A 23,903-nucleotide genomic window follows, 5' to 3' on the forward strand; every position below is an offset into this window, starting at 1 on the left:
TCAGTCAAAATGGCGCCTAACGTCCCGCCGGCTTTATGAAGTTGGGGACTTTTGTTACTGATGTTAGCAAATATACCGAAAAGGTTTGAAAGAAATATTGAAAAAAGAAAAAGACTTTTAAAGTCTGACCATTCCATTATCACTCAGCCCCCAATTTCATGAAACCGCTGTTAGCAGTAGTTGTTATTTAGGAAATTCTTCACCATTTTTTATCCAATCATCAACTTTCTTTCTTTTTTCTATTGGGTTTTGATTTTCAATGCCATATTTAATTATATCGAAATAATGAAAGAATTTTGGATATTTTGCTCTTTTTGCAATTATAAAATTTGGGAAAATTCCTCTGTAAGTATTATACTCTCTCACTGAGTGATTGTAATTGCTAATACTTAAATTTAATGCTTCACTAAACTCATTAGAAATTTTTTGAGACATCAAGTTTTCGTTAATTTTATACTCAAAATATTCAAATTCTCTTGAAAATTTTATTTTGTTTGATTTTTGAGAACTTTTAAGAAAATAGAGTAAACTGTCACTTTTAATATTCTTTTCAAATAAACTTTTATTTCGTTGATTTATAATTCCAATATATTTATCCCAGTTATTTTCAACGTTTTTACTTGAACTTTCTAAATGCGAAATAACGCTACTTTTATAAAGGCTGAACCCAATTAGGCAAATTATTATGAATAATAATATTGTTACTAAACAACCTTTTAATATTCTCATACTTTGGAATTGATGTTATTTGAATTACATTTTCGTTTTGGACACAATTACTGCTAACGTCCCGCCGGCTTTAAGAAGTTGGGGATTTTTGCTCCCAAATCATTCCATTTTAGGACTGAAGTCAAATATACAAAAAGCTCGTTCCATTAAACACCCAAACCCCAATTTCTTAAAACCGCTGTTGGCAGTAGTTTTTATTCTGCAATTTTTTTAAGTAATTTAGCTGTTTTAGGTTCAATTTCTCCGTTGTATTTTAAATTAGATACTTTTTTATTAGACAGCATTTGGTAAAAAATACAGGCATTTAAAAAAGCACCATACTTATTCGGATGGCTATCGTCTTCGTAAAGTTCAATTTCAGGATATTTTGTCCGTACTTCATAAAATTTATTTCCGTTATCCGATTTTATGAGGTCATTTTCTTTGGCAACCAAATCATAAGCCTCATTAATTATCTTAACCTCTTGTTCTAAACTTTCAAGAACAGGTGAGCAACATTTGTCCTTTTTTATTGATTTGTCAATTTGACTTGCTGGATAGCAATATTGTTTGGGATATTCGTTTTTTAATGGCCAAGTATTGAAAAGTATAAATCTACAGTTGGGATTAGAAACCAATTTCTTAATATCTGAAATTGCCTTATTCGTTTTTAGTTCACGATTTTCGGTGATTAAAACACTTATAGTTCCAGTTTGTAAAATGACAATATCCCATTGTTTCTCAGCAATCTTGATTTCTGTTTCTGTTTTTTCTCCCTCTTCTTTTTTTCTTGTGCTAATTCCATTTTCTGTTCTTGATGTTATTATGTCAGATAAATGACCAGTTAATGACATTCCAGGAAACGTGCTTTGTTCAATTTTTATATTTGGATCTGTTTCATTAAGCATTTTTTGGACTGTCTGCGGCATATCGTAGAAATATGTCAAGCTATTTCCAATAAATAACACATTTATTTTTTCCGCTGTATCTTTTTGTTGCGAATTACAGCTAATGATTTGTAGTGTTATTAAAATTAGTAGAATGTTTTTCATAAATCACGATTTTTCTCAAATTACTGCCAACGTCCCGCCGGCTTTATGAAGTGGCGGATTTTTTATTACTGTTGCCAACAAATATACCGAAAAGTTGAAAGAAAAAAGTGCAGTTTAATACAGAAAGTGCAAACACTAACCATTCCAAAAAATCACCAAGCCCCGCCATTTCATAAAACCGCTGTTAACTGCCGTTTTTGTTAATTATAAATGAACTAGATTAAAATACAATGTTCTTTTATTCAGATCAATTTTGATTTCTTCAGGTTCAGATTCGTTTGAACGATTTATATAATCAGCACTTTGATCACTTTTTTTCCAATTTGAATTGACTTTAGCCAAAGAATCGGTTTGCTTGATGATATAATTAAAGTTTTCCTTATCAAATTGTAGAACCACATTAATTTCAAAATCTGGACCTCCTAAATCCTTAGTTTCATTTTTTACGATATCATATTTCTCAGGTAGATTTACCCCTGAATTTTTAGAAACTAAATCAATTCTTGCTTTTCCGCAATTTGAAAAAACTAAAAATATTATAGACAAAAAGTAAATTGATTTTCGCATTACTACGTTTTTTTTGGGTAAAATGGCAGTTAACGTCCCGCCGGCTTCATGAAGTTGCGGAATTTTATTACTGTTGCTTACAAATATATTGAAAAGATTAGAAGAGAAACTTATTTCGAAGAAAGAAAACTATTCACTGACCATTACCGATTAAAACTGAACAAAGCAATTTCATGAAACCGCTGTTATATGTTGTTGCGACGACACAAAGTTGCTAACCCAAAGTAGCCACAATTTTTTCACGCAAAGTTTTGCAAAGATTTTCGATTCCAATTTTCCGTAAAGTTTGGTAATTATTTTAGGTTCTGATTGTAAGAATTATTCAAGTTTAGTTTGTAAAATTTCGCAATGTTTTATTTAGTTTTTAGATAAAGAATTTCGACAAAATTTGGAATAACTTTTTAAGATTTTGAATAATAAATTTTAGAAAAGCTAGGAATATTTTTCACACAGAATTGATAATAAAAAAGCGGACGAATCAATTGCAAAATGCTCGCGTATATTGCGCCGGCGCAATAACTTATAACGTCCCGCCGGCTTTATGCTGTGGCGGATTTTTTATTACTGACGTTTACAAATATACCGAAAAGTGGAAAGAAAAAACTTCTTTTTAAAGAAGAAATGCAAGCACTGACCAATCCAAAAAATCCCAAGCCCCGCCATAGCATAAAACCGCTGTTAGCAGAAGTTGTTACTGTAAGATATATAAACTTCTTACATGATTAAAATTTATGGCCTTACAATTTTTACTAATTAAATATCCATAAAGTTCTAAATCTACAGTAATTGCAATAATTCCCCCATTACAAAGGTTTGCAATTGAACTGTCAGATAGCCCAAATTTTAAATATGCATTATTATTAGTAAGCGTTATAGATTTTTCATAAACTTCTGGGATATTTATACAAACATCTTTGAGTAAACTTAATCCAAGTTTTTCTCTATTATAAGTATAAGATTCTAGAAGATTACTTGCCTCAGTAACTACATTTGGGGTTATAAATATTTGACTACCACTTAAAACTTTAATAAGCGCATCATAATCTTCTTCTGTGAAAATCTGAGTTCTTTTAAAAAGTCCTATATGTTTTTTGTCTATACTACCAATTACTAAAAGTAAAAATACATTACAATCTAACGTTATGGGTTTATTTCTAAGTTCTGAAATTAAACGATCAAATTGTTTCATCTCATATCTCTAATCTTCATAGATCTAACTTCTCCTGTTTTTGAGTCTATCTTAAATATTTTGAACTTTCTTGTTCTTGTAGCAAGCCAAATATTATTAGTTTCAGGGACGTCACTGCTTTCATAACTCAAAGTGATATTCCAATAAAGATTATCATCTGTAACTTCGATTTCTTCTAATTGAATTTTATCGGCATCTGGGAAAAAACCTTTTAAGTATTTTGCTGCAGTATCTGCAAGTTCAGTTATAGTCATAATTATTTATTTAGTTAAAATACAAATTTACGTTTCTTTTTTTACAATTTCTGCTAACGTCCCGCCGGCTTCATGAAGTGGCGGAATTTTATTACTGTTGCAGACAAATATACCGAAAAGATTAAAAGAGAAAACTTATTTTGGAGAAAGAAATGCAAACACTTACCATTACCGATTAAAACTGAACTAAGCCATTTCATGAAACCGCTGTTAGCAGCTGCCTTTTATTTCTTTCGTTACTACTTTTACCTTAAACTTTGAAGTTATTTATTTGAGCAAAGAATGTTTTAATTGAGCCCTAGATTTGTTTAATTACGACTTTGATTATTTTCTTTTGACCCTTTTTTTGTTGCTTTAGGTCAAGACTTTGTTGGTTTGAGCCAAAGATTTATTTTGTCGAGCCAAAGCCTTGTTCGGTTGCGCCAACCCTTTGTTCGATTTAGACTGAGTTTTGTTTAGTTACCTTTTTTTAGAATTAGATTTTAGAAATTGCTTTGTATTGAGCTGAATTAGTGTCAAGAATTTTTTAATTGCTTCTTATGTTATGATATTAGTAATTAATAAGTTTAGATTGACAATATTTTTTGCATTACTATGGATGTAGATGCCGTAATAATATGATTAGTAAAGTGCTAAAAAAAGTTACGATTTTTTTTAGTTTCGTTGGCGTAAGGTTGCTGCTAACGTCCCGCCGGCTTTATAAAGTGGCGGACTTTGTTACTGATGTTTACAAATATAACCGAAAAGTTTAAAGAGAAAAAGTAAATAGGAGCAAAGACTTTAAAGCCTGATCGTTCCATTAATCACTGGCTCCGCCATTTTATAAAACCGCTGTTAGCAGCTGTATTTATTCTTCAATTTTTTTTAAGAAGTATTTTTTCTTGTAATACTTTCTTTTATCGGAATATGTTTTCGCTTTTTTAACAAGCTTATTGGTTTGAATATGATATGCTAATAATTTACCTTTTGAAATTTTGTATTTTAAATGATATTCTAATTCATTCTCTTTTTTTAATTCATAAGAATGCGAATTCATAACTTTTTCAAAATCTACAATAGTATCTTTCCCGACAATTTTTATTGCGTCTTCGTCAGTTTCACCTTTTAATTTGTTAAAGCGTAAATAGAGTTTGTTGCTTTTGATTGTATACTTTCCTTCAAGTTCAGTATATTGTAAATCACCTGATTGTTCATAGTGAAATGTATTGTCAGTGTTTAATTTAATTTCTGTTATAAAGAATCCTAATTGCGCAAAGTTTGAACGATATTTTCCAATTACACTTTTGTTTACATTACAAGAAGTGAGTAATGTTAAAAAAAATAAAGATAAAGTAATTCTGATTTTCATTTAGGATTTCGTTTTTCCAATATAGCTGCTAACGGTTTGCGGCTTGGCGAAGGTGGCGATTTAACCACAAATGTTCATACGAAGCACACACTTCAAATTTACGAAAAACTGTCATACGAAGCACTGAACCGCCACTTTTGCCAAACCGCTGTTAGTGGCTGGGCTTCTTTGTTTTCCGTCTGTCAGCAACATTTTTTGTCCTGCTGAATTGGTGGACAAGCAACACTTCCGTAGCTACAATAAACACAGCAGTCGCCTTGTTTTGGTTTTAGAACTTGTTTGCATTTTTCACATTCGTAAAAATATTGGCAAGCGTCTGTCGGCATTGTTTCTTCTTTCTTATGTCCGCAGTTGGGGCAAGTTATTGTTGATTGTAATTTGATTTCCATTTTAATTTTCTTTTTTGTCGGTTACAGAATATCCTGTTGAGTTTATTGCTTTTTCGATTTCAGAAATATTTGTTTTTGAGTTGTCAAATTCTATGATTGCATTTCCATTTTCATATGAAGCGTTTGAACTTATTATTCCTGTCAATTTATTTACTTCGTGATTTACGTGTTCTTCGCAACTCGCACAAGTCATTCCGCTAATCGTAAATTTTACTTTTTGAATATTGGATTTGTCCACTACTTTGATTTGCTTTTCTTTCTTTGGGTAGAAAATGCTTGAATAGTATGGAAAGGCAAGCATAACGATTGCAAATGCTGTTACAATTCCTAAAAACATTTTTGACTGAATGAATTTTGGTTTTTCTTCTGTCTCACAGTTGCAGTCAATTTGCTTTTTAGGTTTCAACTTTTGATACCAAGCAAAACCAAGAACCAAAATTGTCAAACCGATAAAATACGGTCTGAAAGGTTCGAGCCAAGAAAAAGTAGAAGCAAGTCCGCTTGTTCCTGCTACTAAAGCCAAGACTGGAGTAATACAACACAATGAAGCTGCAATTGCTGTTAAAAGTCCTGCTCCGATTAGTTTTTTGTCTGTTTTCATAATGTTTCTAAAATTTTGTTTTCGTCAAGTATTTTAAAAAACGGTTTCAGCATTTTTTCATACTCTTTTGTCAATGAGTAAAAAATGGTTTGTGCTTCTCGTTCGGTTTCAATTAGTTTTCGGTCTTTGAGTTTTCGCAAGTGTTGTGAAATTGCCGAAATTGTCATACCAAGAATGTCGCTCATATCACAAACACAGAGTCGTTTTTCTTCATATAATAGAAAGAGAATTTTCAGTCTTACGTTGTTTCCCGCTAATTCAAGTCCGTTCGATAAATAGTCAAACGAGCCGTTGAGTTCTGAAACTCGGTTTTTACAGCGATTTATTTGTTTAATGTCCGCTTGTTGTCGTATGCAAGAATTGTTGTCCATATTGCAAAGATAGTTAATTTGTTTATTTAAGCAATTACTAAAATACAAAATATCAAAAAGAACCCGATTTGTCTGTCGGGTTGTGTCGTCATAGCCTTGCCACTAACGTCCCGCCGGCTTTATGAAGTGGCGGAATTTTATTACTGTTGCAGACAAATATACCGAAAAGATTAGAAGAAAAAACTTATTTCGAAGAAAGAAAAATATTCACTTACCATTGCCGATTAAAACTAAACTTAGCCATTTCATGAAACCGCTGTTATACGTAGTTGCGACGACACAAAGTTTATAACCCAAAGTAACCACAATTTTTTCACGCAAAGTTTTGCAAAGATTTTCGATTCCAATTTTCCGTAAAGTTTGGCAACCATTTTAGATTTTAATTTGACTTTTATTTGAAGAACTATTTAAGTTTTGTTTGTAAAATTTCGCAAAGATTTATTTAGTTTTTTAGATAAAGAATTTCGACAAAGTTTGGAATAACATTTCAAAGAATTTGAATATTATATTTAGAAAACTTAGGAAAATTTTTCACACAGAATTGATAATAAAAAAGCAGGCAGAGCAATTGCAAAATGTGCGTGTATATTGCGCCGGCGCAATTACGGATAACGTCCCGCCGGCTTTATGAAGTGGCGGAAATTTTGTTACTGATGTTTACAAATATACCGAAAAGGTTTGAAGGAAATATTGAAAAAATAAAAGACTTTTAGTTCCAGCTCGTTCCATTATTAACTGGCGCTAGCCATTTCATAAAACCGCTGTTAGCAGCTGCCAATCTTAGTTTTCTAAATCACCAATTAATTTTAATGAATTAATATAATCGGTATCAAATTCAATAAGTCTAATTTTTTTTGGATTAAATGAAATTTCGTCACTCCATTTTCCCCTTGTATTTAAAAATGTAATTATTAATTCTTCATTATCTATAGTTACAAGTTTTCCAAGATAGCAAGCGCTTTCTCTTTTGGTTGCAACTTGAAAAACACCAAAATTAGTTGTTAGATACTCTAAAATTGTAGATAAATTATCTAATGGTATTTTATGTTCAAAGTTGGATAATAAGCCTTTAAGCCTAATTATTTTTTCAGCAAATTCTTCTCGTTCAGTACGAATAAACGATTTAATATTTTTATTTTTTACAATTGAATAACCATCAATTAAAAAATCACAAGGATTAAGTTTTAATAGAATCCATCTTTCGGAATAATCTATTATAAATCCAGAAATAGTTTCTTTCCGATCTGTAAATTCAATTGTAATTAAATGTCCAATGTTTTCTTTCATTATTGATATTAAGCTTCGTAAATTTGGTTGCTGCTAACGTCCCGCCGGCTTCATGAAGTGGCGGAAATTTTGTTACTGATGTTTGCAAATATATCGAAAAGGTTTGAAGGAAATATTTAAAAAATAGAAAAGACTTTTGATTCCCGCTCGTTCCATTATGAACTTGCCCCGCCATTTCATGAAACCGCTGTTAGCCGTAGCTTTTATTCAGTTCTAATTGCAATTACTAAGTCTTTGAATCCTTTGTCACTTAGTAACCCCCATTTTGTTAGCGCTAGATTTGGAAAAACATTAATTTGACCATCTAGGCTTACATCCACGTAGCCAATTTCATTTTTATTTTTGTCGAAAAAAATAATGATTTTGTCATAGTATGGAGTTCCAATTTCTCCCCAATTAAAACTTGATGAATCATTAATGATTTTTAATATTCTTTCGGTTTCAATTTGATCAAATTTATGAGTTGTGAATGGGAATGAATTATTATGCATTTCTGCGCTTTTTGCTTTACCCAATAAAATTGTTCTTTTTTCTTTCTTGTCAATTTTGACTAAACTATCATAATTGGTTTTATCAGGAGTTACATTTTGAGAATATTTATCTTTTAGACTATTCTCTATTTTTTCTTTGTTTGGAAAAGTAAAAAAAATATAAGCTGACCAAATTATCAATATAGATAAAACAATTAAAAATATTTTGAATACTGTTCTCATAATACTGATTAAGTTCAGTTTGGCAAAGTTACGGCTAACGTCCCGCCGGCTTCATGAAGTTGGGGATTTTTTGTTACTGATGTTTACAAATATACCGAAAAGAATAAAAGAAAGTTTTTAAAAAGCAAAGACTTTTAAAAACCTAACCAATCCATTATTACTCAAGCCCCAATTTCATGAAACCGCTGTTAGCAGAAGTGATTTATCTTTTTTTTCTAATATAATTTACATTTAAAAGTTCTCCACTAAATAGGCTCATGTGGCCTTTTCTTATGCTAAATGTTCCATCTAAGGTCACAAATTCTTTATGGTATATTCTAAAATTATTTAAGTCTGTATTAAGAGAAAGAAAAATACCATTTTTGTAAATGCGATTATCAAAATCGTCTCTAGATAAATAAATTGCAGTTCCTTCAAATTCTACAACCATATAACCACTAATACTTATACGTTTGCCATCATATTTTTCTGGATTTGCTATAAGATTTATAATAGAAATAGTTTCAGATTTTTGACGTGCTACGATTTCCTTTTTAGGAATTGAATCATTTTGAGCCAATAATTTATTAGACAAAAGAATTAGTAAACAAAGGATTAAGTGTCTTTTCATAGTTTAGTTTTGCAACATTTCTGCTAACGTCCCGCCGGCTTCATGAAGTTGCGGAATTTTATTACTGTTGCTTACAAATATATTGAAAAGATTAGAAGAGAAACTTATTTCGAAGAAAGAAAACTATTCACTGACCATTACCGATTAAAACTGAACAAAGCAATTTCATGAAACCGCTGTTAACTGCTGGCTTTTTATTTTTCAATTGATGTTTCCCAACCATCATAATCTCCGTTAAATTGGTTTGCAATTTTCCAAAGATAAATTACATATTCATCTACACTATCTAGATCAACCTTGTTAATCCTTTTAATTTGAAGCGAGTAGGGGAATTCTCCAAATGTTTTGTCAAAACTTTCTTCGACTACATTGAAGTTTTCATTTTTAATTTTGGCTAAAAAGTTTATTCTATCACTTTTAGTTTTAAAATATAACCAATGATTAACTTCCCTCTCTTTAATTAATTTATCTCCACCATTTTCCAATTGGTCAACAACTTTTCTATTTTGTATTTTTTGAAACTGTTCTGGTAATGGATACAAAAAGTCAAAATAATGGCTCCAATTTTCATCAAGTTTGGTTCCTTCTTGAAACTGATAATTTGGAAACTTTTCCATTATTTTAGAAATCGTTTCTTTTAAGTTTTTAGTATTGTCCAAATAAAAATAAAATTCTCTATCTCCATCGGTTGTAACACGACCAGCAAATATTGAATTGTAAATTTTACTAATTTCGTGAACGAGATTATCTTCTATTTCTACAAGTTTGTCAAATTCAGTTTGTGATGATAACCCATCTTCTCTAGGATTATTCATTTTTACAAAGACCCAAACTAGATTTGATTTATTATTAATTGGTGCAATTTTACGCAATCCTAAATCTAAAGATATTGATGCTAATTTATCATTAACATTACTGAAATAGAATTCCCATTCCTCATCGTGTTTAAAATTGTTTTTTGAAGCGCTTTTCTCAGTTTTAGTTTTCCCGAATAATTTGTCAAAAAATCCCATAGATTTAAAAGATATTGTTGCACCCAAAATAAATATTCCAATTAATAATTTCATTCTATTCGCGAGGTTGTAAGCTTGCAGTTAACGTCCCGCCGGCTTTGAGCTGGCGAGGATTTTTGTTACTGATGCTTACAAATATACTGAAAAGGTTGAAAGAAATATTTTAAAAAAAGAAAAGACTTTTAGTTCCAGCTCTTTCCATTAAACACCGAAACCTCGCTTGCTCAAAACCGCTGTTACCTGCTGTTTATTTCAATTAATTTTTATGAAATTTTTCAAAATCCAACCATTATAACTAACAATTGAATTATCTTTTTCACTTGCTGCAATTATTATTGGATAATCGTATTCATGATAAAGTTCGTTTTTTATCTCTAGATTCCAAAGTTCTGAAAATGTTTTTGTCATTATAGGTTCTATATTTTCTTGATGATTTAGAAAACTACCAATATCTTCAAGCATTATAAAGACTTTATTTGTTTTTTTGTCTGAAATAATTGGGATGATGTTAATTTTCTCAAGTTTATTATCAAATTCTACATCACAACTATAAATTTTACCATAAACTAATTCAAAAAAAGGTTGTTTTAGTTTTATAAGTTTTTGATAATGAATATGTCCTTCGCTATCATGTAATGCAGATTCAAAATCATTTTGATTACACCTAGGGCATTTTAATATTTCACCATCAAAATAATATTCTTCAACGTGGCAATTTGGGCAAAGAAATCGATTATTCATTTTTGCGCAGTTTTCATGTTAAATAGCAGGTAACGTCCCGCCGGCTTTATGAAGTTGCGGGATTTTATTACTGTTGCTCACAAATATACCGAAAAGATTAGAAGAGAAAACTTATTTCGAAGAAAGAAAATATTCACTGACCATTGCCGATTAAAACTGAACAAAGCAATTTCATAAAACCGCTGTTAGCAGCAGATTATATTTTTATAATTTCGCAACTGATTCTCTGGAAATCTTCCATTAAAATTCTTTTACTTGGGTTTTCATCATAAATTTCCATTTGTGTATCAGTTTTCATTTCATATAAAAGCATAAAGTTATTGTCAATATCATAAATCATTTTGCCTGTACCATTTCCAGTAGTTTTATTTTTTTCTATTTCTGGATTTGAAGACGTAAAAGAAAAGTTTTGATTAATATTAAAAAAAGCTTTGTTATCGACAATTTTTACTAATGTGAATTCAAATGTGTTCTTTAAATTAAAAGTATATTGATCCGTTATTATTTCTTCTGGCTTTTGTTCAATAAAGGTTTCACCAACTTTTAATTTATGTTCGGAAAAAAGAAGATAACTGATTTGTATTTTAAGATTTTTAAGTAATTCAACTTTAGCTTTATCGTCTAGATTTGCGGCATTAATAGAGAAAAACTTTGGTTGAGATCCTTTTTTTACATCACCATAAATTATAGCACCATCTTTCGGTATTCCTTGACCAGAACCTTCGTATTTTATTGTCAACGAAAAAACACCATTATTTAATTTTCCAGTTTTATGGACAGATTTAATAATTGAATTATTTGATTTTATTTTTGGATTGTCCTTTCCTTCTTTTTTTCGTTTTTCAATATATTCCGGAGGTCCTAAATATGTAGTTGTTTTTTTTGATGATACTTCAGAAGTTTGATTATAAATCAGTTCGGGTTTATATTCTATCTTAAAAGTTAACTCATTTTGAGAATGAGTTTGTAGAGTATAAATTAATATTAATAATAAAATGGATTTTTTCATTTATTCACCGTCTTCTAAATAATTTGCTGCTAACGTCCCGGGGCTTGGCGAAGTTGCGGCTTTAGGGACAATTTGTTGAGCTAAAGATACACATTTTATGAAATAAAAAACGTGAGCTAAAGAATAAACCAGCAATTTTGCCAAACCCTTGTTAGCGGCAGTGCAGATCTTCAATTTGAAAACGAACGTGTAAGCCTAACTAGCCTGCACAAAGAATTTCAGACCTTAAAATTTTCCTTAGAAAATTTAATACACACAATATTTTTAAGGTAAAGTTTTGAAAACTTATAGATTTAGTTTGGAAAAATAAAAGCCGAAATTATCATTAAAAAACCATAACCATAACTTAGAAACGTTATCACATTACTCAAATTATTGATGAAGTTTTAACCGCAAAGTTTTTTAAAATTAGCTATAAAGTTTTGTCGAAAGATTTGCCACAAAGTTTTAAAAAATGTTTACCCAAAGTTTAGTTTTTGAGTCTCTTTCTTCACGCAACGGTCATTGCCGCTAACGTCCCGCCGGCTTCATGAAGTGGCGGAGATTTTGTTACTGATGTTTACAAATATACCGAAAAGGTTTGAAGGAAATAATGAAAAAATGTAAAAGACTTTTGGTTCCAGCTCGTTCCATTATGAACCGGCTCCTGCCATTTCATGAAACCGCTGTTGTGCGATGTTTATGATTATTAATCTAACTTTTCAATTATTCCAGTAACTATTGTTCTATCTAGCAAATTGCTTTTGTAGATGTATTTTTTTGGATTAACTATTTTGATAATTTCCACATTGATTTTTTCACCAATTAAATACTCATATTCTTTTTGGTTTACCTCAAGATATGTTATTGTATATGAATAGGGATTTGTCCATTCTATTTTGTATTTAAAAACTTCATTGCCATTTTGTTCAATTTGATATTCGTTTGTTCGTGTTATTGTTGCATTTGGGAAAATTATGCCTGAATATTTGAATTTGCCACTTTTGAAATTACTGATTAGTTTTATATCATTTTCATTTAATTGACTATTTTGTAATTTGCTATTAACGAAATTGAATGTGAAATCATAACAATTGTTTTTCAAGTTAGTATCTGGATAATATTCAATACTTTTTCTGTATTCAACAACTTGATTTATTATGTCTTGATTTTTATATGTTGTTTTTGAAGGAATGATTGTTACTTTGTCTGTTTTTCCTTCATTATTTACACAAAAATTAACGGTTAAATATTCAATGTTTTCAACATCATCTACATAAAATTCGTTTTGAATTTGTGCATTAAGATTAAATGATAGAAAAAATAAAATGTAAAGTACTGTTTTCATGTAGTTTTGTTTAAATATCGCACAACGTCCCGGGGCTTGGCGAAGTTGCGGCTTTAGGGACAATTTGTTGAGCTAAAGATACACATTTTATGAAATAAAAAACGTGAGCTAAAGAATAAACCAGCAATTTTGCCAAACCCTTGTTAGCGGCAGTGCAGATCTTCAATTTGAAAACGAACGTGTAAGCCTAACTAGCCTGCACAAAGAATTTCAGACCTTAAAATTTTCCTTAGAAAATTTAATACACACAATATTTTTAAGGTAAAGTTTTGAAAACTTATAGATTTAGTTTGGAAAAATAAAAGCCGAAATTATCATTAAAAAACCATAACCATAACTTAGAAACGTTATCACATTACTCAAATTATTGATGAAGTTTTAACCGCAAAGTTTTTTAAAATTAGCTATAAAGTTTTGTCGAAAGATTTGCCACAAAGTTTTAAAAAATGTTTACCCAAAGTTTAGTTTTTGAGTCTCTTTCTTCACGCAACGGTCATTGCCGCTAACGTCCCGCCGGCTTCATGAAGTGGCGGAAATTTTATTACTGATGTTTACAAATATACCGAAAAGGTTTGAAGGAAAAATTGAAAAGTGTAAAAGGCTTTTTGATTCCGGATCATTGCATTATGAACTGGCTTCGCCATTTCATGAAACCGCTGTTAGCAGTTGTTGCTCTTTTTACCCGAAGAATTTAAGTCTATTTGAGAACTCAACAATATATTTCTCGTCTTTTTTGGTTATATACACGTGTTTATATTTTTTTAAGTCACCACTTTGTAAGTTGATTTTAACTTTAGTTTCTTTAAAAAATTCAATTTTTAAATTGTTATTATTATCAAAAATGATAACGCCTGATAATCCAGTTTGTGGAGAATACCATAAATTCTTATTGAATAATATTTTTTCTTTATTGGATACTTTTACAGAATCAATTTCGCTAAATCCTCCGAAAAACAATATACTTTTTTCTTTTTCAGTAGCTTTTGATTGTTTTAAATAGTTCATGCCAGGATTTTTCTCATTATAGATTGGAAACTCTGAGCTATTATCAAATTTGTATTCAACTTGAGAATAGATTTTTAGGCTCAAAAAAAATAATATGTAGAAAAAGGTTTTGATTTTTTGCATGATTATTCGTTATCGTTGAAATGCAATTGCTGCTAACGGGATGGGGCTTGGTGCAGTACCCTTTTTCCCTTACTCTGCTAAAGTACTAATTTTTTCAATTAGTACTGACCACTACAAACGATAAAAAGGGTATTGCACCAAACCCCTGTTAGCCGTAGTTATTGATTTAGTTATTCTCAAAGTTTTTTTCAATAACGGAGTTGGAAGGCCTCCTCCAAAATTGAATTTTACGTAATCTACTTCTTTATGAACATAAATTGAATTGATCATATGTTTGATATGATTAGTTCGATTTAGGCTTCCGCTAATTTTTTGGTTCCAATAATAAATCAATTAAAGATATACTGGATATTTGACTTGTACGATTTTTTTTACTAACTTCGTCAAGTCTTTAACGCAGCCATGCGTTTGGAAAGTAAACTTTCCACCGATGTCAATCGCAAGACTTGCGGATAGCATCTTAATATTTTTCCACAATAAAATTAGGGGATTCATAAACACAAAACTTCGGAGGGCGCACCAATTACGGCTAACTCCTATATATACGCACTCAAATCAAACAATAACAATTTTTTAATCAGCTGATAATCAGTGGTTTTTAAAATATATTTGAAATAAAGAATTGCAATTATAGGTATATGAGTAAATATATATTGAGCTTGGTTTTTTTTCAAAAGTAAGGAATTTAATTATAGATTGTCTAAAGGACTAATGATTTTGCGGACCGATTTGTCTGAAACATGGGTGTAAACAAATGTAGTTTTTATGTCATTATGACCCAGAAGTTCTTGAATGAACCGTATATCAGTTCCATTTTCTAATAAATGAGTTGCAAAACTGTGGCGCAAACTGTGAATCCCAACTTTTTTATTGATTCGGGCTTTCTCAAGAGATTTTTTGAATACCTGTTGTATGCTTCGGCTGCTGTATTGACCTCCAAAAAGACCTTCAAATAAGTATTCTTTTGGTTTATATTCTTTGTAATAGGCTCTAAGTTGTTCCAAAACACTTTCAGGTAAATTTACATAACGGTCTTTTTTTCCTTTTCCACGTTGAATATGAACCCTCATAGATTTACTGTCGATATCGGCTACTTTGAGATTTAAAACCTCACTTAACCTTAATCCCATTCCATAGCAAAGTTTTAGCATGGTGTTGTGTTTTAAATTTTCGGTAACATCCAAAATACGTTTCACTTCATACATATTCAGCGCTTTGGGCAGCCTTATTTGTTTTTTCGGTCTAGGTACTTCAAGGAAAATTTTTGTCTGATGTAAAACTTTTTCGTAGTAAAATTTAATGGCATTTATACGACTGTGAAGGGTATTTTCTTTTAGGCGTAAATCATTTATGCAAAAAAGAAGATAATTGCGTATTTCGTTTTCATCACATTGATTAGCAGGAATTTCTTTTAAGTAATAAAGATACTGGGCAAACTCATTAACATAACAGCGTAAGGTGTTGGTACTGTATCCTTTAAGCTTTAATTGATTGATTAAACGTTGAACTTCATTTTGATTTTCGACAGAAATTCTCGATAATACATTTATACCAACATTGTACTCTTGCGGTAAGTTAAATATTTTTCGGTAATCTTCATTATCAGGAACGTACCAAGCGGAATGTTTTGAATTCCATCGCGAACCCGGAAGTTGCTTTATCTGCAATACATGATCTTTGTTCCATGGGAAATGGATGTAGATGACTTTTAGATTATTAAGGATTCCAAATTTAAATGTAAAAGGCGTTAAATCGTTCATAAAGGCGAATAGTTTAAAACAAAAATAAGGAAAAATACTATAAATTTATAATCTGGCTTTTGTTTTGCGCTTTTTTAGTTAGAAACCTTACTATTTTCAAACAAGCTCAAAACATTACAACTATTGTTTTCTTTTCCGAAATATGTGTTATTTTAGCCATTAAATAGTACGATTATGATTTCAGAGCAACAGTTTCAGGAAGAACTTCAGATTATTATTAAAAATGCCATTCGTGAAGATGTTGGGGATGGCGATCACAGTTCACTGGCGTGTATTCCGGCTTCGGCTACAGGAAAAGCAAAACTTTTGGTTAAAGATGAAGGTACGCTTGCCGGAGTAGAATTTGCACGTATGGTTTTTCAGTACGTAGACCCTAATTTGCAGATGGAAGTATTCATAAACGATGGGGCTTTGGTTAAGTATGGAGATGTTGCTTTTCATGTTTCGGGCAGTTCTCAATCGATTTTAAAAGCCGAACGTTTGGTACTTAATGCCATGCAGCGTATGAGTGCTATTGCTACTAAAACTAAGGTTTTTGTTGAATTACTGGAAGGAACCAAGACCAAAATTCTTGATACCAGAAAGACAACTCCCGGCATTCGTGCGCTTGAAAAATGGGCCGTAAAGATAGCCGGTGGGGAGAATCATCGTTTTGCATTGTATGATATGATTATGCTTAAAGATAATCACAATGATTTTGCCGGAGGAATTTCCAAAGCCATTGAGAAAACGAATCAATATCTTAAAGACCATAACCTAGATTTAAAGATTATTGTGGAAGCAAGAAATTTAGATGAAGTTGCAGAAATTCTCCAGAATGAAGGAGTTTATAGAATTTTATTGGACAATTTCAATTTTGATGATACCCGAAAAGCAGTTGAAATGATTGCCGGGAAGTGCCTTACGGAATCTTCAGGTGGGATAAATGAAAAAACTGTTCGTCATTATGCAGAATGTGGCGTGGATTTTGTATCTTCTGGGGCATTAACCCATTCCATTTACAATATGGATTTGAGTTTGAAGGCGATTTAGGTAAGAAGAGAAAAGGGAAATGGATAGTTTTTGAATACGGAATTAGATTTGCCCTCATCACTTGTAACTTATCCCTAACAATAAAAAAACTATGTCCAAAGAAATAGAAGATCAAATAGAAAAAATCCCTGTACTGAATAAGCTGATGGCTTTTGGGAAAACTGTAAAAGTACCTGGTTTGGAAGGAGTTTCCCTTTATGAAATTATGGAACTTTACGGGATTGGAATTGCTAAAGGGGCTTTTTCCTATAGGGCAGGGGCGATTGCTTTTAGTTTCTTTATGGCGTTGTTTCCTTTTGCGCTGTTTATTCTGAATTTGATTCCGTACATTCCTTTGCAGGGTTTTCAGGAAGATTTCCTTCAGTTTGTTTCCGACAGTGTTCCGCCTAATACTTATGGCGCGGTAGAATCAATCCTGAAAGATATTATGAACAATTCCTATCAAAGTTTGCTTTCGTTCGGTTTTTTATTGTCTATCTTTTTGATGTCTAACGGATTAAATGCTGTTTTGGGTGGTTTTGAATCTTCATATCATGTAACCATTAAGCGAGGTTATTTTAGACAGTATGCTGTGGCCATTGGATTGTCTTTGATTTTTTCATTTTTATTGATTTTAACGATTTCAGCCATAGTTGTTTCTGAGGTTTTTATACAGAAACTTTCTGACACACTGGAACTTAACGATGTTTTGTTAATTGAATGGGCGCGGTATTTGTTCATCTTACTGATGCTTTTTGTCTCTACATCGTTCCTTTTTAAATACGGAACAAGGGAAACCAAACAAATTCCTTTTTTCAATGCCGGAGCCATGTTGACCACGGTTTTGGTTATTGTAACTTCTTATGTATTTGGTATTTATGTTACAAAGTTTGCACGATATAATGAACTTTACGGATCAATTGGTACACTTCTTGTATTAATGTTTTACATCTGGATTAACTGTATGATTTTACTTTTAGGTTTCGAACTTAATGCGATTATCAACAAGCATAAAAGAATGCACGACAAACGAAAAATTGAGGTTTCACACGATCAAAAAGATAAATAATTACGATTTTCGGAAGAAAAAATTTATATATTTAACAAAATAAAAACTACTATTATGAAAAAACAGTTCTTAACATTATTATTTGTAGCATTTGCTGGTTTATTTTCGATGACTGCGCAAACAGAAGTTGGTGGAGTTAAATTGGCTCAGAAAGTAACCCTTGAAGGACAGAATCTGGTACTTAACGGAGCTGGTATCCGTGAAAAAATGTGGATTGATTTATATGTAGGTGCTTTATATTTACCAAAAAAGAGTTCTAATGCGGCGGAAATCATGAGTAGTGGTGATGCAGCTGCAATTAAATTGACCATAATTTCAGGAATGATTACCAGTGAGAAAATGATTCATGCGGTAAACGAAGGTTTTGAAAACTCAACCAGTGGTAATACAGCGCCAATTAAAGCTAAGATCGCTCAGTTCAAATCGTTTTTTAAAGAAGAAATCAAAAAAGGTGATGTTTTTGAAATGGTAAACGTTCCGGGTAAAGGTGTTGTGGTTTCTAAAAACGGAAAAGAAAAAGGTGTTATTGACGGTGCTGATTTCAAAAAAGCATTATTCGGAATTTGGTTGTCTAACAAGCCTGCAGATAAAGGTTTAAAAACAGCTATGTTAGGTAAATAATTTTACAGAAAATAAATTAAATAGAAAGCACTTCCATAGCGAAGTGTTTTTTTGTTTTAGTAGCTTATATTTGTAGTTCAAAATAAATTCATGTTGCATTTTATAGAAGTTGTTTTACCGCTTGCTTTGCCCAAAACCTTTACTTATTTGGTATCGGAGGCGGAATATCACTACGTCCAAAAAGGGATGCGGGTTGCGGTTCCGTTCGGGAAAAACAAAATCTATACAGGGTTGGTTATTGATCTGCATCAAAATGCACCAACACTTTATCAGGCAAAAGAAATTCATCAGATTTTAGATGAAAAGCCTGTTGTTAATGAATTGCAGATTGAGCACTGGAAATGGATTGCATTATATTATATGTGTTCCATAGGCGAGGTTTTCAGAAGTGCTTTGCCTTCGGGATTTTTGTTGGAAAGTGAGACGATTATTTCGGCATCTAAAGAAAATGATATTGATGCGAAGGAATTGTCGGACAGTGAGTTTTTGATTCATCAGGCTTTGCAACAGCAATCCTCCTTGAAAGTTGATGATATAATTTCGATACTAGGAAAGAAAAATGTATTTCCGGTTTTGAATGCGATGTTGGCCAAGAATTTTTTGGTTTTACAGCAAGAGGTTTCGGAAAAATACAAACCGAAATTAACACGTTATATCCGTTTGCAGGAAGAATTTCATAATCAGGCGCAGCTTTCTGAATTGATGGAACTTTTATCCCGTGCACAAAAGCAACGTGAATTGGTATTGCATTATTTTCAGTTGCAGGCAAGGGAAAAAAAGCCGGTTTCGGTTAAGAAGCTTATTGAAAGTTCGGGAAGTACTTCGGCGGTAATAAAATCGCTTATTGATAAAGGAATTTTAGAGGAATATCATTTAGCGGAAGATCGGGTTTCTTTTGAGAAAAATGAGAATTCCGGTTTTGAATTAAGCACTGCGCAACAGCAAGCTTTTGATGAGGTTAAGACTAGTTTTGATTCGTATTCGGTTTCTCTGTTTCACGGCGTTACGGCTTCGGGTAAAACGGAAATCTACATTAAACTTATAGAAGAATACCTTAATAGAGGTAAACAGGTTTTGTATTTGTTGCCTGAAATTGCGCTTACTACCCAATTGGTTACAAGGCTGACGGCTTATTTCGGGAATCAGGTTGCGGTGTTTCATTCAAAATATTCCAACAACGAACGTATTGAGGTCTGGAATCAGGTTTTACAGAATTCTGATAAAGCAAAGATTGTTATTGGAGCGCGTTCGGCTTTATTTCTTCCGTTTTCAAATTTAGGCCTGATTGTTATCGATGAAGAACACGAGCAAACATTTAAACAATTTGATCCGGCGCCACGTTATCATGCAAGGGATGCGGCGATTGTTTTGGCTTCTCAGCATAAAGCAAAAGTTTTGTTGGGTTCGGCCACGCCAAGTTTGGAGACCTACCATAATGTTAATCAAAATAAATACGGTTTAATTGAACTTTTCGAGCGTTACGGGAATGTTGTTTTGCCTGAAATTTATCTGGTGGATTTAAAGGATAAGTACAAGCGAAAAAAGATGACCGGTCATTTTAGCGATGAACTTCTGGAATCTATGACGGAATCGTTATCCAAAGGGGAGCAGGTTATTTTATTTCAGAACCGTCGTGGGTATTCGCCTTTTGTGGAATGTATTACTTGTGGTCATGTGCCGCAATGTCCTAATTGCGATGTGAGTTTGACTTATTATAAATTTAAGAATCAGCTGCGTTGTCATTATTGCGGCTATTCGATTGCAAATCCTACCCATTGTCACGCTTGTCAATCAGTTGATTTATCTACAAAAGGTTTTGGTACGGAACAGATTGAATTGGAGCTCAAATCAATTTTTCCGGAGAAAGTTACTGGTCGAATGGATCAGGACACGACTCGTGGAAAGTATGGATATGAGAAGATAATTGATGCGTTTAAAAATCAGGAAATCGATATTCTTGTGGGAACACAAATGTTGGCCAAAGGACTTCATTTTGATAATGTTACATTAGTCGGTGTAATGAATGCAGACAATATGCTTAACCAACCTGATTTTCGTTCGCATGAAAGGGCTTATCAAATGATGATGCAGGTCGCCGGTAGGGCAGGACGTAGCGAAAAACGTGGTAAAGTGATGATTCAGACTTATAATCCTTATCATAATGTTATTCAGCAAGTGACTAATAATGATTATGTTGGGATGTTTAAGGAGCAGATTTATGACCGCCACAATTTTAAATATCCGCCTTTTTACCGTTTAGTAAAACTTACTTTAAAGCACCGTGATTTCGATAAGCTTAAAGAAGGATCGTTGTGGGTGTATAATGTTTTGGCTGAACAATTGCAAATCCCTGTTTTAGGTCCGGAAGAACCGGCGATTAGTAGAATTCGTAATGAATACATCCGTACGATACTTATTAAAATCCCGAACCAGAACCATTTGGGGAATACAAAAAAAACTATCCAGAGGGTACTGAATAGTTTTGAGGCAGTAGCTCAATACAGAGCTATAAAAGTTACGATAAACGTCGATAATTATTAAGCGCTTTCAATTGCTTTTACCAAGTCTTCTTTTTTGTTTCGGCTTAAAGGTATTTTGTTCGGGCCGATTTCTGCAAACTTGCTGTTGAACTTCTCAATCTTGTCTATATTTACGATGAATGATTTATGTACGCGAATGAATTTCTCTTTCGGTAATTCATTCTCGAACGATTTCATTGTGGATAAAACCAGGTGGTTGTCTTCTTCGGTAATTACTTTTACATAATCGCCGTAAGCTTCAATCCATTTGATTCGGGAAATGTAGATTTTAAGTTTTTTAAGGTTACTCTTGATAAAGATATGTGGGCTTTCTTCTTCACCACCATTTTCTTTGCTGAGCGATATCATACTCATGGCTTTTTTAACGGCCTGATTGAATCGTTCGCGTGTTATGGGTTTGTGAAGGTAATCCGTCGCAGCATAATCAAATGCTTTTACAGCATACTCCGCCTTGGAGGTAATGAAAATTACCTGAGGTTTTACTTTTAAGCCGTCCAAAAGGTCGAAACCATTAATTACGGGCATTTCAATGTCTAAAAAAACCAGATCAACATTTTTATTGGTGATACAGTTTTTGGCTTCCACAGCATTTGAAAATTCGCCTACGAGCTCCAGATTTGGGTTGTCATTTACTAATTTAGTAATGGTCAATCTTTGGATGCTACTATCATCAACTACAATACAATTTATTTTCATAAGCTTTTGGTGAGAGTTAATATCGAAATAAAAATAACTAAATTGTTTTAATATCCAAAAGATTTATGTGAAAATGTTGCATTTCGTCTAAAATATCGAAAATAGTATTGCTCTTTAAAATATAATTTCTATTTTTGCACCCAATTTTATAACAAATAAATATTTTTATTATGAATCATTATGAAACTGTTTTCATCTTGAATCCCGTTTTATCTGAGCAGCAGGTAAAGGAAACAGTAAGCAAATTCGAAGATTTTCTTACTTCTAGAGGAGCAAAGATGGTAGCTAAAGAGGATTGGGGCTTGAAAAAAATGGCTTACGAAATCCAACACAAGAAATCTGGTTTTTACCATTTGTTTCAATTCGAAGCAGCAGGAGATATCCTTATTGCTTTCGAAACTGAGTTCCGTCGTGACGAAAGAGTTATGCGTTTCTTAACTGTAAGTTTAGACAAACACGCGGTAGCTTGGGCTGAGAGAAGAAGAGAAAAATTAAAATCTAAAAAAGCTTAATTATCATGTCAAGCATCGAGCAATCTGCAAAAGGAAAAAAAGACGGAGATATCAGATATCTAACGCCTTTAAACATAGAAACCAACAAAACTAAAAAGTATTGTCGTTTCAAAAAATCAGGTATCAAATATATCGATTATAAAGATGCTGATTTCTTATTGAAATTCGTTAACGAGCAAGGGAAAATTCTTCCTCGTCGTTTAACTGGAACTTCATTGAAATACCAAAGAAAAGTGTCTGTAGCTGTTAAAAGAGCTCGTCACTTAGCTTTAATGCCATACGTGGCCGATTTATTAAAATAATTAAAATTAACAGTTGTTGGTTTCCGGTCAAATGGAACCTAACTTCTAAAATATAAGGACAACAACATGGAACTTATTTTAAAACAAGACGTTCAGAATTTAGGATTTAAAGACGATGTGGTAACTGTAAAACCAGGATACGGTCGTAACTTCTTAATCCCTCAAGGTTTTGCTATTTTAGCAACTCCTTCTGCTAAAAAAGTTTTAGCTGAAAACTTGAAACAAAAAGCACACAAAGAAGCTAAAATCGTTGCTGATGCAAAAGCAATCGGTGAGGCTTTGAAAGCTTTGGATATCAAAATTACAGCTAAAGCAGGTGGTGAGAAATTATTCGGATCAGTTACTAATGCTGACATCGCTGGAATTTTAGAGAAAAACGGTCAGTCTATCGACAAAAAATTCATCACTTCCGGTATCGTTAAGCGTACTGGTAAATATACTGCTTCAGTTCGTTTACACCGTGATGTAATCGTAGAATTGCCATACGAAATTGTTGCTGAACAGGCATAATTTCAAAATAAAATAAATAAAAAGCCTTCTCAATCGGGAAGGCTTTTTTGTATCTTTAAAAAATGAAACAGATTTGGTTTGTTTCTTTTAGACTATGAAATATACACGACTTACAAAAGAACAACTTGAGGAACTTCATCCTGAATTTATAAATTTTCTGGCTTCACAATCTATCGATAAAGACGAGTGGGATGGTATTAAAGCAAATAACCCAGAAGTTGCAGAACAGGAGATCGATGTTTTTTCAGACTTGATTTGGGAAGGTGTTTTAGGGAATGCTAAATTCTTAGAGCATTATTCCAAAAATTATATTTTTCTTTTTCATTGCACTGAAGTTCATATGATGACTATTATCATTCGTTCGTTGGTTTCAGAGGTTGATTTATTGAAAAAAGAAGGACTTCAATGGTTAAGTGATAATCTTTTTACGGATAATGTAGAAGTACAACGCGGACAGAAAGTTTTTGCAGACGATCGTAATCTGGAAATTTTTAATCTGGTTAAGCAAGGTGCCATTTTTACCGATGGAGATTTGTTTCAGCAAATGGAAAACATTTTGGAGAAATAGCCGTATA

General features: G+C 32.2%; 28 protein-coding genes. 8 read left to right on the forward strand and 20 right to left on the reverse strand.

Annotation, left to right across the window (positions count from 1 at the left end; all coding sequences use genetic code 11):
• Nucleotides 1-183 precede the first annotated feature (183 nt).
• The 19 genes from LZZ90_RS10800 to LZZ90_RS10890 all read right to left on the reverse strand — a co-directional run bounded on the left by LZZ90_RS10800 (nt 184) and on the right by LZZ90_RS10890 (nt 16,067).
• Nucleotides 184-729 carry a LemA family protein gene (locus LZZ90_RS10800; protein WP_237790713.1) on the reverse strand — a complete coding sequence of 182 codons (546 nt, stop codon included), beginning with the start codon at nt 727-729 and terminating at the stop codon, nt 184-186.
• Between the two features lie 194 nt (nt 730-923).
• Nucleotides 924-1,760 (reverse strand): DUF4886 domain-containing protein, encoded by an 837-nt coding sequence (locus LZZ90_RS10805; RefSeq protein ID WP_023575096.1) that lies wholly within the window; start codon nt 1,758-1,760, stop codon nt 924-926.
• A 204-nt stretch (nt 1,761-1,964) separates the two neighbouring features.
• Nucleotides 1,965-2,327: a hypothetical protein gene (locus tag LZZ90_RS10810; RefSeq protein ID WP_237790714.1), complete on the reverse strand. Its 363-nt coding sequence runs from the start codon at nt 2,325-2,327 to the stop codon at nt 1,965-1,967.
• 691 nt (nt 2,328-3,018) lie between these two features.
• Entirely contained in the window at nt 3,019-3,516 is a 498-nt protein-coding gene (locus tag LZZ90_RS10815) for a hypothetical protein (RefSeq protein WP_237790715.1), read from the reverse strand.
• The gene (locus LZZ90_RS10820) at nt 3,513-3,770 is read right to left on the reverse strand and encodes a hypothetical protein (protein WP_237790716.1); all 258 of its coding nucleotides are present in this window, start codon (nt 3,768-3,770) and stop codon (nt 3,513-3,515) included. The genes LZZ90_RS10815 and LZZ90_RS10820 overlap by 4 nt, the downstream gene beginning before the upstream one ends.
• Before the next feature lie 847 nt (nt 3,771-4,617).
• Nucleotides 4,618-5,118, reverse strand: coding sequence for a hypothetical protein (locus tag LZZ90_RS10825; RefSeq protein ID WP_237790717.1), 501 nt, complete (start codon nt 5,116-5,118; stop codon nt 4,618-4,620).
• Between the two features lie 182 nt (nt 5,119-5,300).
• On the reverse strand, nt 5,301-5,507 hold the full coding sequence (locus LZZ90_RS10830; protein WP_069796431.1) for a GDCCVxC domain-containing (seleno)protein: 207 nt from the start codon (nt 5,505-5,507) through the stop codon (nt 5,301-5,303).
• A gap of 1 nt (nt 5,508) precedes the next feature.
• The gene (gene merTP, locus LZZ90_RS10835) at nt 5,509-6,108 is read right to left on the reverse strand and encodes a mercuric transport protein MerTP (protein ID WP_023580740.1); all 600 of its coding nucleotides are present in this window, start codon (nt 6,106-6,108) and stop codon (nt 5,509-5,511) included.
• Nucleotides 6,105-6,479: a metalloregulator ArsR/SmtB family transcription factor gene (locus tag LZZ90_RS10840; RefSeq protein WP_035679264.1), complete on the reverse strand. Its 375-nt coding sequence runs from the start codon at nt 6,477-6,479 to the stop codon at nt 6,105-6,107. Before LZZ90_RS10840 ends, merTP begins: the two co-directional genes overlap by 4 nt.
• 780 nt (nt 6,480-7,259) lie before the next feature.
• On the reverse strand, nt 7,260-7,766 hold the full coding sequence (locus tag LZZ90_RS10845) for a hypothetical protein (protein ID WP_237790718.1): 507 nt from the start codon (nt 7,764-7,766) through the stop codon (nt 7,260-7,262).
• A 203-nt stretch (nt 7,767-7,969) separates the two neighbouring features.
• Nucleotides 7,970-8,479 (reverse strand): hypothetical protein, encoded by a 510-nt coding sequence (locus LZZ90_RS10850; RefSeq protein WP_237790719.1) that lies wholly within the window; start codon nt 8,477-8,479, stop codon nt 7,970-7,972.
• 202 nt (nt 8,480-8,681) lie between these two features.
• On the reverse strand, nt 8,682-9,089 hold the full coding sequence (locus LZZ90_RS10855) for a hypothetical protein (protein WP_237790720.1): 408 nt from the start codon (nt 9,087-9,089) through the stop codon (nt 8,682-8,684).
• Nucleotides 9,090-9,283: 194 nt separating this feature from the next.
• Nucleotides 9,284-10,156, reverse strand: a complete 873-nt coding sequence (locus tag LZZ90_RS10860) for a DUF695 domain-containing protein (RefSeq protein ID WP_237790721.1) — start codon at nt 10,154-10,156, stop codon at nt 9,284-9,286.
• Nucleotides 10,157-10,354: 198 nt separating this feature from the next.
• Nucleotides 10,355-10,843 (reverse strand): transposase, encoded by a 489-nt coding sequence (locus LZZ90_RS10865; protein WP_237790722.1) that lies wholly within the window; start codon nt 10,841-10,843, stop codon nt 10,355-10,357.
• Between the two features lie 196 nt (nt 10,844-11,039).
• On the reverse strand, nt 11,040-11,852 hold the full coding sequence (locus LZZ90_RS10870) for a hypothetical protein (protein ID WP_237790723.1): 813 nt from the start codon (nt 11,850-11,852) through the stop codon (nt 11,040-11,042).
• Nucleotides 11,853-12,540: 688 nt separating this feature from the next.
• Nucleotides 12,541-13,179 carry a hypothetical protein gene (locus LZZ90_RS10875; RefSeq protein WP_237790724.1) on the reverse strand — a complete coding sequence of 213 codons (639 nt, stop codon included), beginning with the start codon at nt 13,177-13,179 and terminating at the stop codon, nt 12,541-12,543.
• A 678-nt stretch (nt 13,180-13,857) separates the two neighbouring features.
• The gene (locus LZZ90_RS10880; protein ID WP_237790725.1) at nt 13,858-14,307 is read right to left on the reverse strand and encodes a hypothetical protein; all 450 of its coding nucleotides are present in this window, start codon (nt 14,305-14,307) and stop codon (nt 13,858-13,860) included.
• A 111-nt stretch (nt 14,308-14,418) separates the two neighbouring features.
• Nucleotides 14,419-14,577: a hypothetical protein gene (locus tag LZZ90_RS10885; RefSeq protein WP_237790726.1), complete on the reverse strand. Its 159-nt coding sequence runs from the start codon at nt 14,575-14,577 to the stop codon at nt 14,419-14,421.
• 419 nt (nt 14,578-14,996) lie between these two features.
• Complete coding sequence (locus LZZ90_RS10890) at nt 14,997-16,067, reverse strand: tyrosine-type recombinase/integrase (RefSeq protein ID WP_237790727.1); 1,071 nt, start codon at nt 16,065-16,067, stop codon at nt 14,997-14,999.
• 174 nt (nt 16,068-16,241) lie between these two features.
• Here LZZ90_RS10890 and nadC point away from each other — a divergent pair, with 174 nt between their 5' ends.
• The 4 genes from nadC to priA all read left to right on the forward strand — a co-directional run bounded on the left by nadC (nt 16,242) and on the right by priA (nt 21,309).
• The gene (nadC, locus tag LZZ90_RS10895; protein ID WP_237790728.1) at nt 16,242-17,099 is read left to right on the forward strand and encodes a carboxylating nicotinate-nucleotide diphosphorylase; all 858 of its coding nucleotides are present in this window, start codon (nt 16,242-16,244) and stop codon (nt 17,097-17,099) included.
• 91 nt (nt 17,100-17,190) lie between these two features.
• Nucleotides 17,191-18,147 (forward strand): YihY/virulence factor BrkB family protein, encoded by a 957-nt coding sequence (locus LZZ90_RS10900; protein ID WP_237790729.1) that lies wholly within the window; start codon nt 17,191-17,193, stop codon nt 18,145-18,147.
• A 54-nt stretch (nt 18,148-18,201) separates the two neighbouring features.
• A complete protein-coding gene (locus LZZ90_RS10905) occupies nt 18,202-18,768 on the forward strand; it encodes a chalcone isomerase family protein (RefSeq protein WP_237790730.1) in 567 nt (188 codons plus the stop codon).
• 90 nt (nt 18,769-18,858) lie between these two features.
• A complete protein-coding gene (gene priA, locus LZZ90_RS10910) occupies nt 18,859-21,309 on the forward strand; it encodes a primosomal protein N' (RefSeq protein WP_237790731.1) in 2,451 nt (816 codons plus the stop codon).
• Here priA and LZZ90_RS10915 read toward each other — a convergent pair.
• Nucleotides 21,306-22,004, reverse strand: coding sequence for a LytTR family DNA-binding domain-containing protein (locus LZZ90_RS10915; RefSeq protein ID WP_237790732.1), 699 nt, complete (start codon nt 22,002-22,004; stop codon nt 21,306-21,308). The two genes, priA and LZZ90_RS10915, sit on opposite strands and share 4 nt — an antisense overlap.
• 170 nt (nt 22,005-22,174) lie before the next feature.
• On the opposite strand from LZZ90_RS10915, the gene rpsF reads away from it, so the two are divergent.
• From rpsF to LZZ90_RS10935, 4 genes are all read left to right on the forward strand, one after another.
• A complete protein-coding gene (gene rpsF / locus LZZ90_RS10920) occupies nt 22,175-22,516 on the forward strand; it encodes a 30S ribosomal protein S6 (RefSeq protein ID WP_237790733.1) in 342 nt (113 codons plus the stop codon).
• Nucleotides 22,517-22,521: 5 nt separating this feature from the next.
• Nucleotides 22,522-22,818 carry a 30S ribosomal protein S18 gene (rpsR, locus tag LZZ90_RS10925; protein ID WP_237790734.1) on the forward strand — a complete coding sequence of 99 codons (297 nt, stop codon included), beginning with the start codon at nt 22,522-22,524 and terminating at the stop codon, nt 22,816-22,818.
• Between the two features lie 66 nt (nt 22,819-22,884).
• The gene (gene rplI, locus LZZ90_RS10930; protein ID WP_237790735.1) at nt 22,885-23,328 is read left to right on the forward strand and encodes a 50S ribosomal protein L9; all 444 of its coding nucleotides are present in this window, start codon (nt 22,885-22,887) and stop codon (nt 23,326-23,328) included.
• A gap of 94 nt (nt 23,329-23,422) precedes the next feature.
• Nucleotides 23,423-23,896, forward strand: a complete 474-nt coding sequence (locus LZZ90_RS10935) for a DUF6495 family protein (protein ID WP_237790736.1) — start codon at nt 23,423-23,425, stop codon at nt 23,894-23,896.
• Nucleotides 23,897-23,903 lie beyond the last annotated feature (7 nt).

The sequence above is a fragment of the Flavobacterium sp. SM15 genome (assembly GCF_022012335.1).
In the GTDB taxonomy this organism is placed as follows: Bacteria; Bacteroidota; Bacteroidia; order Flavobacteriales; family Flavobacteriaceae; genus Flavobacterium.

Coding starts and splice junctions, on each gene's coding strand:
- LZZ90_RS10800 (WP_237790713.1), bottom strand. CDS start 729: ATGAGAATATTAAAAGGTTGTTTAGTAACAATATTATTATTCATAATA.
- LZZ90_RS10805 (WP_023575096.1), bottom strand. CDS start 1,760: ATGAAAAACATTCTACTAATTTTAATAACACTACAAATCATTAGCTGT.
- LZZ90_RS10810 (WP_237790714.1), bottom strand. CDS start 2,327: ATGCGAAAATCAATTTACTTTTTGTCTATAATATTTTTAGTTTTTTCA.
- LZZ90_RS10815 (WP_237790715.1), bottom strand. CDS start 3,516: ATGAAACAATTTGATCGTTTAATTTCAGAACTTAGAAATAAACCCATA.
- LZZ90_RS10820 (WP_237790716.1), bottom strand. CDS start 3,770: ATGACTATAACTGAACTTGCAGATACTGCAGCAAAATACTTAAAAGGT.
- LZZ90_RS10825 (WP_237790717.1), bottom strand. CDS start 5,118: ATGAAAATCAGAATTACTTTATCTTTATTTTTTTTAACATTACTCACT.
- LZZ90_RS10830 (WP_069796431.1), bottom strand. CDS start 5,507: ATGGAAATCAAATTACAATCAACAATAACTTGCCCCAACTGCGGACAT.
- merTP (WP_023580740.1), bottom strand. CDS start 6,108: ATGAAAACAGACAAAAAACTAATCGGAGCAGGACTTTTAACAGCAATT.
- LZZ90_RS10840 (WP_035679264.1), bottom strand. CDS start 6,479: ATGGACAACAATTCTTGCATACGACAACAAGCGGACATTAAACAAATA.
- LZZ90_RS10845 (WP_237790718.1), bottom strand. CDS start 7,766: ATGAAAGAAAACATTGGACATTTAATTACAATTGAATTTACAGATCGG.
- LZZ90_RS10850 (WP_237790719.1), bottom strand. CDS start 8,479: ATGAGAACAGTATTCAAAATATTTTTAATTGTTTTATCTATATTGATA.
- LZZ90_RS10855 (WP_237790720.1), bottom strand. CDS start 9,089: ATGAAAAGACACTTAATCCTTTGTTTACTAATTCTTTTGTCTAATAAA.
- LZZ90_RS10860 (WP_237790721.1), bottom strand. CDS start 10,156: ATGAAATTATTAATTGGAATATTTATTTTGGGTGCAACAATATCTTTT.
- LZZ90_RS10865 (WP_237790722.1), bottom strand. CDS start 10,843: ATGAATAATCGATTTCTTTGCCCAAATTGCCACGTTGAAGAATATTAT.
- LZZ90_RS10870 (WP_237790723.1), bottom strand. CDS start 11,852: ATGAAAAAATCCATTTTATTATTAATATTAATTTATACTCTACAAACT.
- LZZ90_RS10875 (WP_237790724.1), bottom strand. CDS start 13,179: ATGAAAACAGTACTTTACATTTTATTTTTTCTATCATTTAATCTTAAT.
- LZZ90_RS10880 (WP_237790725.1), bottom strand. CDS start 14,307: ATGCAAAAAATCAAAACCTTTTTCTACATATTATTTTTTTTGAGCCTA.
- LZZ90_RS10885 (WP_237790726.1), bottom strand. CDS start 14,577: ATGATCAATTCAATTTATGTTCATAAAGAAGTAGATTACGTAAAATTC.
- LZZ90_RS10890 (WP_237790727.1), bottom strand. CDS start 16,067: ATGAACGATTTAACGCCTTTTACATTTAAATTTGGAATCCTTAATAAT.
- nadC (WP_237790728.1), top strand. CDS start 16,242: ATGATTTCAGAGCAACAGTTTCAGGAAGAACTTCAGATTATTATTAAA.
- LZZ90_RS10900 (WP_237790729.1), top strand. CDS start 17,191: ATGTCCAAAGAAATAGAAGATCAAATAGAAAAAATCCCTGTACTGAAT.
- LZZ90_RS10905 (WP_237790730.1), top strand. CDS start 18,202: ATGAAAAAACAGTTCTTAACATTATTATTTGTAGCATTTGCTGGTTTA.
- priA (WP_237790731.1), top strand. CDS start 18,859: ATGTTGCATTTTATAGAAGTTGTTTTACCGCTTGCTTTGCCCAAAACC.
- LZZ90_RS10915 (WP_237790732.1), bottom strand. CDS start 22,004: ATGAAAATAAATTGTATTGTAGTTGATGATAGTAGCATCCAAAGATTG.
- rpsF (WP_237790733.1), top strand. CDS start 22,175: ATGAATCATTATGAAACTGTTTTCATCTTGAATCCCGTTTTATCTGAG.
- rpsR (WP_237790734.1), top strand. CDS start 22,522: ATGTCAAGCATCGAGCAATCTGCAAAAGGAAAAAAAGACGGAGATATC.
- rplI (WP_237790735.1), top strand. CDS start 22,885: ATGGAACTTATTTTAAAACAAGACGTTCAGAATTTAGGATTTAAAGAC.
- LZZ90_RS10935 (WP_237790736.1), top strand. CDS start 23,423: ATGAAATATACACGACTTACAAAAGAACAACTTGAGGAACTTCATCCT.